Here is a 12261-nt window from a genome sequence, read left to right as displayed (position 1 = left end):
ATTCTTGAGAAGGTTGCTGTTTAAGTTTCCTCCTGAAATCAGGATAGCCTTATTCTCAAAGGGCTGTCCAAAAGCCCCTTACACAGTCCCTCGAAATCGAGGTTCTGCTTACTTTGGTAGATACATTTTGCACTTCTTTTCTACCCGTCGCGATTCGCCTATTGCGTCGTGCTGCGGCAAGGGGGAGTGCTCCTCCGAAAACGGCTCAAAGACCGTTGATCGAAAATACTTTTTTGTTCCTGCAGAAGTCTAACTGCTATTGATATTATACCACAGGCTCGCCATTCAGCTCCAACCTAAGAGGAAGGAGTCTTCTGGCGAAACTGTGATAAAAAATAATCGCCTTGCAGCTCCACAACTCTAGGCGATTACTTCGTTAAACAATGGGGCTGACCGTTTCCAGGCAACACCTTTTTCTATATCTAGCATAACATAAATGACGATAATCGTCAATGTTCCCGTTTCTTTCGTTCCTGGAGAATACTCATTGAATGAAACGCAAATGCCCCTTTTTATCGGCGATGAAAAAATAAACGCAGGCCTCAGGTGGCAGGTCGCAAAAAAAGGCTAGCGGTCGTATGCGTAGGGGCCGCCTGAATAAGGCGGCCCGCTGTGAGATTTTACCATGGCCTATTCGGGCATAATGGCAGGCCTTTACGAGCCACGAACCACGAGCTACTAACCACTAACCACTCAAAAAAGACGCTGTCTTCCTGTGACAGCGCCTTTTTATCTTTTATTCACGGCATACTGATGTCTTCCTGGTGATTCATGGAGAAGCCGCCTTTTTCTACGTCGTCGAAGTCGAGGGACGGGTCGTATTCCGGGAGCTTGGTCAGTCGTTTGACCAGGCCGAAGGGCTTCTTCAGAGAGAGTTTGTCTCCCTTACCCGAGAGAACCCAGAGGACTTTGTAGCCTTTGGGCGGTGTCTGGAGTTTTTCTTCGCCTTTGCCGTCGGTGAAGTAAACGACGAGGTCGACGCGCTGGGTATTGGCGTAGGTGAAGACCGGGGAATAGGCTGTGCCGCCGCGGATGTCCAGGCGGCCGCGGACGTCGTCCATGGTGCGGATGCGGTAGGTGCGGCGTATTTCGTCGTCACATTCGGCGACGATGATTTCATGGTTATAGCAGCGGACCAGGTGCAGGACTTCGCCGATGGCCTGACGAAATTCGGCATCGGTGATACTGCCGCTGATGTCCAGGCCGATGAGGATTTTGGCCGTATGGGAGCGCAGGCAGCCCGGCAGGTCCAGCCGTTCCGGCTGGCGGCGGTTGCGGCGCATGGTCGTCCGCTTCCAGGTGCTGGTGACGGAGCCGACGAGCTTTTTCAGGTACCAGTGCCAGGGCAGGTCTTCCTGACTGTCTTTCAAGGCTTTGATCATGCTTTCCAGATAATTCGACAGCTCGCCCTTGCACGAAGCGTCGATGTATTTTTCCGTGAATTTGCGCAGCGTCTCTTCGTCGATATCATCGCCTTCGTCCCATAAGTCGTGGGTCTTAGCCGGGTCGTAGGATACGGCAATGGATTCGTCGGAGTCGCTGTCCGATTCGGGCAGGTCTTTTTTGTCGGTCCGCAAGTCCAGGGCGCCTTGAATCTTATCGACGTAGTATTCCAGGCTTTCAAAGGGATTCAGGAGCAGGGAATAGTTCATGTTCACCCATTCCAGGGTCGTCGAGAAGGGCGGCAGGTGGTCGAGATAGGTGTTGACGACGACGTCCATGGCCAGGTTGACGGCCATTTTGCTGTATTGCTGCCGGAGTTCTTTGGACCGGATGAGGTGGAGGGAGACGACGTGGAGGATTTCATGCTTAATCGTGCTCTCCATCTGTTCCGGCGACAGGGGCAGGAAGAGCATGGGATTGAAATAGAGGTGGTACCGCGTCCCCTTGAAGTTGGTCCCTGTCGGCGAGGCCATGTCAAAGCGGATTTCCTTGACCATTTGGAAGAGAAAATAGCCGAAGAAATTGTCTTTGTCTTCCATGAGGTGGCCGTTGATGCGGTCCAGGAAGGTGTAGAATTTCTTTTGGAAATCGGCCGGCACATCCGGGACGCTGCCAGTCCGGCGCTGCTCGGCGAGGACGGCGTCGGCGACGATAGATGCCTGCTGATAGAGGAGGTTAGCCGCAATGGGCAGTGATTGTTCCATAGGCGTTTACCGAAGGGACCGGAAAGCTGCGAAGTAGCTTTCGATGAAGTCGTCGTTATCCAGAGCGCAGGCATAGACTTTGGGGTTGGCGGCTTTCATGTCCTTCATGACGCCGAGGCGCAGGTCGACGGGATAGAGCGCCAGGAAGGCGACCAGGCGGGAAAGGAGCGGCTGAGCTTCGCTGTCATCGAGGCGGATGGCATGTTCCAGCTGCTTGAGGATGTTCTTGGCAGCCAGGTAGAGCCGGGTGTGGCTTTCACTGTTGACCCGGCTGGACAGGGCCGGATCCAGGGATGGACTGCCGAAGACATCGTCATAAGCGATGAGGGGCTGGGCGTCGGACGTGACGAAATGGACGAATTCCTGAGCGATGAGTTTGCCGACGTTGCCGCGGATGACGTTGTAGAAGACGCCCTGCGGGATGGCCGACGGGTCCTGTTTATAGATGTGGTACAGTTTGGAAATGCGTTCGTAACTGCGCGGCGTGGCATTGATGTCGTCTTCGTTGGTCTTGTCCAGATATTCCGGGAAGGTGGAAATAAATTCCATGACCTTTTCTTCAATGCCTGCCGTCGAGGCCCAATCGAGCCACTGCAGGTAATCGGCTTCCATGTACAGCCAGACGAAGCGGTTCTGCTGGGCTGCATCCATTTCGACGACTTCGTAGTCATAGGAATCGGCCGGGTTCATGGCGGCGATGATGTGGACCGACGGCGACAAGACGTAGCCGTTGATTTCACGGTTGAGGATGAGGTTCATCAGTTCCTGCTGGACGGCGTGGTCGCAGCGGTTGATTTCGTCGATGAACAAGAGGACTGTCCGGCCCTTGGCGATTTCTTCGTCGATTTTGCGGAGCTTGTGGTGGACGGCATAAATCGTCGTGCCCGCTTCGACCGTAGGCAGGCCGCCGATTTCCCCTTCTTTGAGGAGGTTGCCGTCGATGCCGACCAGGCTCCAGTCATTCTTGGCAGCCAGTTCCCGGGCCAGGGAGGTCTTGCCGATGCCCGTTTCGCCGACGAGAAGTGGGACTTCACCGGCTTTGAGGACTAATTCTACGCTTTTGAAAGTATCTGTAAAGTTCATGGTTTCTCTCCTATTTCAACGTCAATTTTTCATCTACTGTGATACGGCGGGCCTTCTTGCTGCCGCAATCGTCGACGAGGAGGACTTTATCGGCTGGTGTCAGATCGACGGCGTTGCAGGTGATGAAGTTGCGGACATAGTCTTCCGGTACATCGTCCCGGGACAAGACGGCCTTGAAGGTATTGCGCCAATCGTCAGGGGTCAGGGAAATGCCCTTGGGCATGTATTTGCTGACCAGGACGTTGCGGCTGAGATAGTGGAGAAATTCCTCTTTGCTGATATTCGGGATGAGGCGGATGGCCTGTTCGTTTTCGCTGATGGCCAGTTCTTTTGCTTCTTCCGTCGGCTTTTCGATGTAGCGCAGGGCTTCGTAGTTGCCGCGGATGGCGGCCAGCTGGACGGCCGGTGTCGGATGCTTGATGTATTTGATGGCGTCGTAATTCTTTTCTACAGCCCGCAGCTGCAGGGCTTCGTCCGGGTCTTTGACGTATTTGATGGCCCAGCCCGACTGGTCCAGGGCGGCGTCGATGAGTTCCGGTGACGGATTTTCGATATAACTCAGGTTGTTCCAGCCAGCGCGGACCGCTTGCAGGAGCATGTCTTCCGACGGATGGTCGATGAATTGGATGGCCCGGGCCGTATTGGCGACGGCGGCTTTCTGGACCGCTTCTGACGGATGTTTGATGTATTGCAGGGCCAGGCCGTTCATCTGGACAGCCAGGAGCTGCATTTCTTCCGTCGGGTTTTCGATGCGGTCGATTACATAGGGATTGTTGCGGATCATATTCATATATTTTTCGTTCGTCATGTCAGGTCCCTTTCGTTTTATATAATAAAGATTCACTTGCCTCTATTATACAATAGCTGCGGGCCGGAGGAAACTCAAAAAGGACTTGTCGTGTGCAACAAGTCCTTTTAAGTGGTTAGCCTTTTCTACAAACTACGTTGATAGAGCAACCTCTCAGTCAGCTTCGCTGACAGCTCTCCTATAAGGAGAGCCGCTACGAGCCACTAATTCTTCTGCGGCATGAGGGCGGCGAAGTGGTGCAGGGCCGTGTACATGTCGCGGATGTTCTGGAACTGGACCGTGTCGATTTTGACAGAGTACGCCGTTCCGTCGGTATGATAGACATTTGTCAGGTCAGCGTTCAAGTCATATGTCCCCTCGCGCTTGTTGGCGTGCAGGGCCGCTTTGTATTCGTTGATTTGGTGGATTTCCTGGCCAAGCTGGAAGATTAGGTCATCGCGGATGCCGGCATATTTTTCGACATACAACGTAAAGCTCATGTTTTCGATGCTGTTGGGATAGTCCATGGTCTGCATGGCCCGGAGGGAATCCATATCGGCATAGGCGATGCCGTCCGGACTGGTGCTGATGACGCGGTAACGGCCGGGGTTGCTGACCAGGGTCTGGGAATCCATGGCGTTGGCTGTCAGGCAGCCCAGGGCCAGGAGCAGGGACGCACAGAGCGTCGTCATTTTTTTCATGAGAATCCATCCTTCCTTATCGTAAAATAGGTTAATCGTTTGTCCTATTATATCATGAAGGTAGGGGTAAAACTATACTGGGAGCAAAGACGTCCCACACGTATACGAAAAATGCCCACTTTTTTCTTGATAAAAATTTTGAAATATCATAAAATTATCTTATGGAAAACGCAAAGAAAGGGAAGGGTGCTATGTTAGATTTTCGTATCCATACATTTTTGTGCGTTTGCCGTCACATGAATTATACCCGGGCTGCTGCGGAACTTCACATCACACAGCCTGCCGTTTCTCAGCATATTCGCTACTTGGAACGCGAATACGGGACCAAGCTTTTCAGTTATAAGGGAAAACATCTGCAATTGACCCAGGCTGGGCACATCCTTTGGAATGCCGTGACTGCCATCAGTCATGACGATGCCATCTTAAAAGAGCATCTTCGCGACCTGCAGCACAATCGCTCCCTGACCTTTGGGGCGACGCCGACAGCTGGCGTGGGGATTCTCGATAAATTGGCTGACTTGCTCAAGCATAATGACGATATGAATCTTCGCATGGAAATTGCGGATGCGGAAAAGCTGCTCCAGTCCCTGGACGATGGCGCCATTGATTTTGCCATTGTCGAAAGTTCTTTTGACCAGGGACGCTATGAATCGCTCTTATTTTCTAATGAACCGATCGTCGCTGTCTGCGGTACGGGCTATGAAGCTCCGGAAGAAATGACGCTGTCAGAACTCATGCGCTATCGGATCATCGTCCGCGAACGCCATGCCGGCGCCCGCCGGATCTTGGAACATAAGCTGGCAGAACAGGGCTACACACTGGACCATTTCCCGGCCCGCTATGAAGTGGGCAGCCTGTCGGCCGTCAAAGGACTGGCCTGCCGTGACTGCGGTATTGCATTTTTATATGAAACATCAGTTCAGAAAGAACTGGCAGACGGGACGCTGCGACGCATCGTCGTCAAGGATTTCTCCGTCATGCACGCATTTTCATTCTTGTGGCGCAAAGGCAGCATGTATCGCGCTTTATTCACACAGATATACGACCAGTTGAAGGACTGAGTCTTATACGTGCTGCTTTTTATTTCTCATACATTTTGAAAGGGTGAAGAGAACATGTTATATTCAACAGAAGTTAAGAATATGTGTCCCGTCACGAAAGGCGCATATCACGGACCGGCCCCGATTCCGGAAGAAGGCGAATGGGTACAGGTAAAGGAAATCAAAGATGTCAGCGGCTTGACCCATGGCGTAGGCTGGTGTGCTCCGCAGCAGGGTGCCTGCAAATTGACACTCAATGTCAAAGACGGCATCATTGAAGAAGCCCTCGTTGAAACCATCGGCTGTTCCGGCATGACTCATTCTGCTGCTATGGCTTCGGAAATCCTTCCGGGCAAAACGCTTCTTGAAGCCCTCAATACAGACTTGGTCTGCGATGCTATCAACGTGGCTATGCGCCAGCTCTTCCTCCAGATTGTATACGGCCGTACCCAGACAGCCTTCTCCGAAGGCGGCCTCCCCATCGGCGCCAGCCTGGACGACCTCGGCAAAGGCCTGCGCAGCCAGACCGGTACCATGTTCGGTACGAAAGCGAAAGGCACGCGGTATCTGGAAATGACCGAAGGCTATGTTACCCGCATGGCACTCGATGAAGATAACCAGGTCATCGGCTATGAATTCATCCACCTCGGCAAAATGATGGAAGCCATCAAGAAGGGCGTCGAACCGGCCAAAGCTATGGAAGACGCAAAAGGCCACTATGGCCGCTTTGAAGAAGCAGCTTCGTATATCGATCCGAGACAGCAATAGGAGGGCAAAACCATGGAATTATTTGAAAGCTACGACAGAAGAATTGATAAGATCCTCGGCGTACTGAAAGAATACGGTATCGGCAGCGTTGAAGAATGTCGCGATATCTGTGCAGCTGCCGGCCTGGATCCCTATAAAATCGTCAAAGACGTACAGCCGATTGCATTTGAAAATGCTGGCTGGGCCTACACCGTTGGCGCTGCCATCGCTATCAAGACCAATGCACGGACGGCTGTAGAAGCGGCTAAAGCCATCGGCATCGGCCTCCAGTCCTTCTGCATTCCCGGCTCCGTCGCTGAAGACCGCAAAGTCGGCCGCGGCCACGGCAACCTGGCAGCTATGCTCTTGCAGGACGAAACGAAATGCTTCTGCTTCCTGGCAGGTCACGAATCCTTCGCCGCTGCTGAAGGCGCTATCGGCATCGTCCGCAATGCCAACAAGGCTCGTAAAGTGCCTCTCCGCGTCATCCTCAATGGTCTCGGCAAAGACGCTGCCCAGATCATTTCCCGTATCAACGGCTTCACCTATGTTCAGACCCAGTTCGATTACAAAACAGGTGAACTGAACATCGTCCGTGAAATCCCTTATTCCAAGAGTGAACGGGCTAACGTCCGCTGCTTCGGTGCCGACGATGTCCGCGAAGGCGTTGCTATCATGCACCACGAAGGCGTTGACGTTTCCATCACGGGTAACTCCACCAATCCGACCCGCTTCCAGCACCCCGTTGCCGGTACATACAAGAAAGAATGTATCGAAATGGGCAAGAAATACTTCTCCGTTGCATCCGGCGGCGGCACAGGCCGCACGCTCCATCCGGATAACATGGCTGCCGGCCCTGCTTCTTACGGCATGACCGATACCATGGGCCGTATGCACAGTGATGCTCAGTTCGCTGGCTCTTCGTCTGTACCGGCTCACGTAGAAATGATGGGCTTCCTCGGCATGGGCAACAACCCCATGGTTGGTGCATCCGTAGCCGTAGCTGTCGCCGTAGAAGGCGCTGCTAAAGCTGGCAAATTCTAATATTACGTATGTAAAAAAAGGCGCTGTCACATGAAGACAGCGCCTTTTTGAGTGAAAGAAATTTCGTATGATGGCAGAAGCCTTTGTATGACAATGGCCCCATACCCTACAAATACAGTCGAAAAAATGATATAATAAAATAATATATTACGATTTTGTGAAAGGGGTATTTCATGGATACGACAAAGAAGATAGCTGTTATGCTGGGCTTGTGTCTGATGACTTCTATATCTTTTGCCGGTGCTACTTTTCATCCCGGTGACAAGGGAAATCAAATCACGACGATTCAGCAGGCCTTAGCCAATTATGGCTATGATATTTCCGTCGATGGCGATTACGGCGCTTCGACGCAGGCTGCAGTCCGCCAATTCCAGGAAGCACAGGGATTGGAAGCAGATGGCATCGTCGGAGCTGCGACATACGAAGCCTTGATGGGAGAAGCGATGCCGGAAAACCATACGGTCCAGGCCGGCGCTTCGGCAGCGATGCTGGCAGCGACGTCGCAAAATGAAATCACGCTTGTCCAGCAGGCTTTGGCCAACAATGGCTATGACGTTGCCGTAGACGGGGCTTTTGGACCCGGTACGGAACGGGCTATCCGCTCTTATCAGGTGGACCATGGACTGGAACCAGACGGCATCGTCGGTCAAGAGACGTTCTATTCCCTGACGGGGCAGTCCTTGCCGACCGGACCGATCCGCCGTTTCGGCAGTGGCGGTTATAACGGGGTATCCCGGGTCGAAAGCCCGGAAGCGACGCATATTCTCGATATTGCCAACCAATATATCGGTGTACCTTACGTCTTTGGTGGTTCTACGCCATCCGGCTTTGACTGCTCGGGCTTTACGCGTTACGTCTATTCGGCGGCCGGTATCGACTTGCCGCGCGGCGCCGATGAACAGTATGGAGTAGGTTATTCCGTTTCCATGGCCAATTTACAGCCTGGCGACCTGGTCTTCTTCTCGACTTATGAATCGGGAATTTCCCACGTCGGCATCTATATCGGCAACCACCAGTTCATCAATGCCGCCAGTGATGGCGTCAGCATCTCCGATATGGACAGCAACTACTGGTCTGCCCGCTACATCGGTGCCAAACGCGTCATGTAAGGCGAGGGCGCATCCCTACGATAAAAAGGGCTTGTCGCACGACGACAAGCCCTTTTTTTCAAAACGTTTTTTCAATAATCGCGATATCTTCGTCGGTGACGATGAGGTCCGGGCCCTTTCTCAAGGCTTCGATGGCCTTCGTATCGACAACCCACAGGGCCGGGGCAAGGTCGTTAGCATGGTCTTTCATCCACGTGGCGATGGCCCGGGCGCCCTGACTGTAGGGCAGGGCCGCTTTGACGTAACGGAAATGGGAGCGGGGAACGGCTTTCATGGGCTGTTTCCACACTTCTTCGATTTCCAGGGTATAGTCACATTCATGATATCCGTTGGATACGGCTTCGCGGCCGATGTCCTCGGTGTTCTTCTGGCCCATGTCGAGGAGCAGGTAGTCGTAGAGCAGGACCTGTTCCCATTTTTCCTTGAAGATATCCCGTTCCGGCAGGATCTGGCACGGGTCTTCGCTGTACAGGCGCAATAAGTCCAGGACGAAGCGGAAGCGATGGCGCTTGAAGGTGAAATTCACGGCGTCGACGTAGATTTCCCGCATGCGGATATATTGTTTCGTCTGATTGCGGAAATCGCTGTCAAAATAGCTGATCGGCGTTTCGTGGCGGATATAGTCGAAAAGCTTTTGTTCCAGGGCCATCCCTTTTTTGAGGGCTGCCCGGCGGTCCGCTGCAGCTGCCAGGGGATCGCGGAAGATGCGGTTCAACCGGTCCAGGTAGTTCAGGCAGGCCGTTTCCAGGGCCAGGGCGCTGAAGGGACCGTTATCGCGTTGATGTGAAAAAATTTCGTTTTTTTCTACTGCCGATAGCAATGATTTAGACATCGTGATCTACTCCTCTGAAAGGTAAGGATGTTCGGAGACGGCACTCTGGATGGCCTCATTGGCATCCTTGAAATAATCTTTGAACGACTGTACCCATGTCCGCGATGGGTGCGATAAATAGCCCTTGCTTTTCCATATCAGGGCCAGGGTCCAATAGAGATGGGGCTGGACGAGGGGGACGGAAACGGCAAGGTCCGGTGAAATCCGCTGACAGATGGTGTGCGGCATCAGGGAAATGCCCAGGCGGCCGGCGACCATCTGAGCCAGGAAGTCCCAGTTACTGGAACGGCAGACGATTTTCGGATGAGCCATGATTTCCTGGAAAGCCGAGCGCAGGTAGGGATTCAGGGAGAAGCCATTCGGATAGAAGACGAAGGTTTCATCTTTGATGTCCGACAAGGTCAGCGACGGCTGAGAGGCCAGGGGATGATCCGGCCAGAGAACGACGTCGAGAGGTTCTTCATGGAAAATGAAAAATTCATACGGTATTTCCGTCGTAATCGGCAGGGCGACGAAACCGACCTGGATGAGGCCGTCGTCGATGGCGGATACGACGTCTTGAGAACCGACTTCTTTCATTTCCAGCTCGATTTTAGGATATTTATTGATGAAATGGGCGATGAACGGTGCGATGACCGATGACCCGATCATAGGTGGTACGCCGACGGATAATTTGCCGGCATTGAGCAGCTGGGGCGATTCCATTTCTTCGTTCAGCTGGGTGAATCCCTTGATGAGCTCTTCGATTTTGGGGAGCAAATAGGACCCCGTTTCCGTGAGCTCTACATTTTTCCCCTTGCGGTCGAAGAGCTGGACGCCCCAGTGTTCTTCCAGGGCCTTGATTCCCTTGCTGATCGATGGCTGGCTGATATGCAGTGATTTAGAAGCTTTGGTGAAGCTTTTTTTATGAGCGACTTCGATGAAGTATGTCAATTGGAATAAATCCATAATGTGATATTTCACCTCTCTTTAGTATTCTTATAGTTTACCATATTATGGCATGAAAATCCAATGGTGTACACTTCTTTGTAAGCGGCACTACTAAGCCGTTTTATAGCAATTTGTGTTTCAGCACATGGATGTATTGTTAACAATATTTTGTATGAAATGACACAAGCCCCTATATTTAGGGACGGCAATCGTTGTATAATATAGTATAGAATGGAGGAGGGATGGCTATGGCACGGCGATGGATCATGCATGTCGATATGGATGCGTTTTATGCGTCTGTAGAACAACGGGATAACCCGGCCCTGAAAGGGCTGCCAGTCATTGTCGGCGGTCTCATGGAACGGGGCGTCGTCGCGACGGCCTCTTATGAGGCGAGGGCTTGCGGTGTCCATTCGGCCATGAGCATGAAACTGGCCCGCCGTCTCTGCCCCAACGGCGTCTTCCTGCCCGTGCGCATGTCCCATTACCGGCGCATTTCCCACCAGATACGCCTGATCTTGTCCCACTACTCGCCGTTTATCGAACCACTGGCCTTAGATGAGGCTTTCCTCGATATCTCCGGGATGGAACGCCATTATCCGGATATCGTCGACATAGGCAAGGCCGTCAAGGAAGAGATACGGCGGACGACGGGCCTCGTCGCCTCGGCCGGCATTGCGCCCAATAAGTTCCTGGCCAAATTGGCGTCGGACCTTCGCAAACCGGATGGCCTGGTCTGGATCCCCTATGGGACGGAACGTCAGATATTGGCGCCCCTGCCGCTGAACCGCCTGTGGGGTGTCGGCAAGGTAACAGCCGAAGCCTTGCAAAAAGCGGGCTACCATACCATCGGTGATATTGCGGCAGCCAGTCCCGAAGTACTCCAGCCTGTCGTCGGCAATCAGGCCCGGCGGATTTACTGCCTGGCCCAGGGGCAGGATAACCGGCCGCTGGAAGTGCGGCGGCGGCCTCAGTCCGTCGGCAATGAGCATACGTACAGCCATGATCTGACACAGGAGGCCGAAGTGGATGAACAGTTCCGACTCCTGGCCAATGAAGTGTCCTGGCGGCTCCGGCAGAACCGGCTCATGGGACGGACCATCACCCTCAAGATACGCTATGCCTCATTCAAGACCATTACCCGGTCTTTGACGTTGCAGAGTATGGGAACCTGTTCAGAAGAACAATTATATTTTTCGGCAAAAAGATTGTATAATAAGAGCAGAGGCCATGAACCCATCCGCCTCCTGGGACTGACGGTCAGCCAGCTCCAGGCCTATCAGGTGCAGGGCGATTTGTTCTCGGAAGACGAAGAGACGAAGGCCAAAGTGACAGAGGCCATCGACAAGCTGCAGAAGCGCTTTGGCCGGACGGCCATCATGAAGGGATTTCTCTGGGAAATGTCCCATGAAAAAGATACATAGAGAAGGAGTTTTTGTTATGGCAATTTTTAAAGTAGCGGCCCATACGGGTGACAACAACAACGGGTACATCGAATATGATACAGAAACGAAGAAACTCGGCGTCCACCTCAATGATGACGCCATGGATGAAAAGGCTCGTCAGTATTTGACGACAGAAAAGGCCTTGCATCAATATACGGATTTATCGAACTACAAGACCTTGAGTGTCGTGCCGACGTCGAGCCTGGAAGCTTTGAAGCTGGCCCTGTGCTACATCTGGCGGGCTACGGGCATCCACATTGACTGGAGCCGGCCTGTCGATTGAAGTACAACTATCCACAATTCAGGTATACACAATTTATCCACATTTTCTGTGTACAAGAGTGACAGAAATGTGGATATTTTTTTGTCAAGCGCATGGTTATGCCATTTTTTCAG

General features: G+C 52.7%; 12 protein-coding genes. 6 read left to right on the top strand and 6 right to left on the bottom strand.

Going from position 1 to position 12261, the window contains the following annotated elements; genetic code table 11:
* Positions 1-740: 740 nt before the first annotated feature.
* From NOS26_RS03235 to NOS26_RS03220, 4 genes are all read right to left on the bottom strand, one after another.
* The gene (locus tag NOS26_RS03235) at positions 741-2147 is read right to left on the bottom strand and encodes a VWA-like domain-containing protein (protein ID WP_014015346.1); all 1407 of its coding nucleotides are present in this window, start codon (positions 2145-2147) and stop codon (positions 741-743) included.
* Positions 2148-2153: 6 nt separating this feature from the next.
* A complete protein-coding gene (locus tag NOS26_RS03230) occupies positions 2154-3230 on the bottom strand; it encodes an ATP-binding protein (protein ID WP_255917258.1) in 1077 nt (358 codons plus the stop codon).
* Positions 3231-3240: 10 nt separating this feature from the next.
* Entirely contained in the window at positions 3241-4038 is a 798-nt protein-coding gene (locus NOS26_RS03225) for a hypothetical protein (protein WP_014015344.1), read from the bottom strand.
* Between the two features lie 203 nt (positions 4039-4241).
* Complete coding sequence (locus NOS26_RS03220; RefSeq protein WP_014015343.1) at positions 4242-4718, bottom strand: hypothetical protein; 477 nt, start codon at positions 4716-4718, stop codon at positions 4242-4244.
* A 161-nt stretch (positions 4719-4879) separates the two neighbouring features.
* Here NOS26_RS03220 and NOS26_RS03215 point away from each other — a divergent pair, with 161 nt between their 5' ends.
* The 4 genes from NOS26_RS03215 (at position 4880) to NOS26_RS03200 (ending at position 8658) form a co-directional block, all read left to right on the top strand.
* Positions 4880-5779 (top strand): LysR family transcriptional regulator, encoded by a 900-nt coding sequence (locus NOS26_RS03215; protein ID WP_370687615.1) that lies wholly within the window; start codon positions 4880-4882, stop codon positions 5777-5779.
* A gap of 54 nt (positions 5780-5833) precedes the next feature.
* Entirely contained in the window at positions 5834-6526 is a 693-nt protein-coding gene (locus tag NOS26_RS03210; protein ID WP_014015341.1) for an iron-sulfur cluster assembly scaffold protein, read from the top strand.
* A gap of 12 nt (positions 6527-6538) precedes the next feature.
* On the top strand, positions 6539-7549 hold the full coding sequence (locus NOS26_RS03205) for a GGGtGRT protein (RefSeq protein ID WP_014015340.1): 1011 nt from the start codon (positions 6539-6541) through the stop codon (positions 7547-7549).
* Positions 7550-7722: 173 nt separating this feature from the next.
* Positions 7723-8658, top strand: a complete 936-nt coding sequence (locus NOS26_RS03200; protein WP_248289350.1) for a peptidoglycan-binding protein — start codon at positions 7723-7725, stop codon at positions 8656-8658.
* A 58-nt stretch (positions 8659-8716) separates the two neighbouring features.
* Here the strand turns inward: NOS26_RS03200 and NOS26_RS03195 are convergent, their stop codons facing one another.
* Together NOS26_RS03195 and NOS26_RS03190 are read right to left on the bottom strand one after the other, a co-directional pair.
* Positions 8717-9490 carry a hypothetical protein gene (locus tag NOS26_RS03195; protein ID WP_255917257.1) on the bottom strand — a complete coding sequence of 258 codons (774 nt, stop codon included), beginning with the start codon at positions 9488-9490 and terminating at the stop codon, positions 8717-8719.
* A 6-nt stretch (positions 9491-9496) separates the two neighbouring features.
* Positions 9497-10438, bottom strand: coding sequence for a LysR substrate-binding domain-containing protein (locus tag NOS26_RS03190; RefSeq protein ID WP_255917256.1), 942 nt, complete (start codon positions 10436-10438; stop codon positions 9497-9499).
* A gap of 230 nt (positions 10439-10668) precedes the next feature.
* Here NOS26_RS03190 and NOS26_RS03185 point away from each other — a divergent pair, with 230 nt between their 5' ends.
* Together NOS26_RS03185 and NOS26_RS03180 are read left to right on the top strand one after the other, a co-directional pair.
* Complete coding sequence (locus NOS26_RS03185) at positions 10669-11844, top strand: DNA polymerase IV (RefSeq protein WP_255917255.1); 1176 nt, start codon at positions 10669-10671, stop codon at positions 11842-11844.
* Between the two features lie 16 nt (positions 11845-11860).
* On the top strand, positions 11861-12148 hold the full coding sequence (locus NOS26_RS03180; protein WP_255917254.1) for a hypothetical protein: 288 nt from the start codon (positions 11861-11863) through the stop codon (positions 12146-12148).
* Positions 12149-12261: the final 113 nt, after the last annotated feature.

The organism is Megasphaera sp. SC8-1, from assembly GCF_024436295.1.
In the GTDB taxonomy this organism is placed as follows: domain Bacteria; phylum Bacillota; class Negativicutes; order Veillonellales; family Megasphaeraceae; genus Megasphaera; species Megasphaera elsdenii.
Note: the sequence above shows the minus strand (reverse complement) of the source record. Positions and strands in the feature narration are given on the sequence as shown.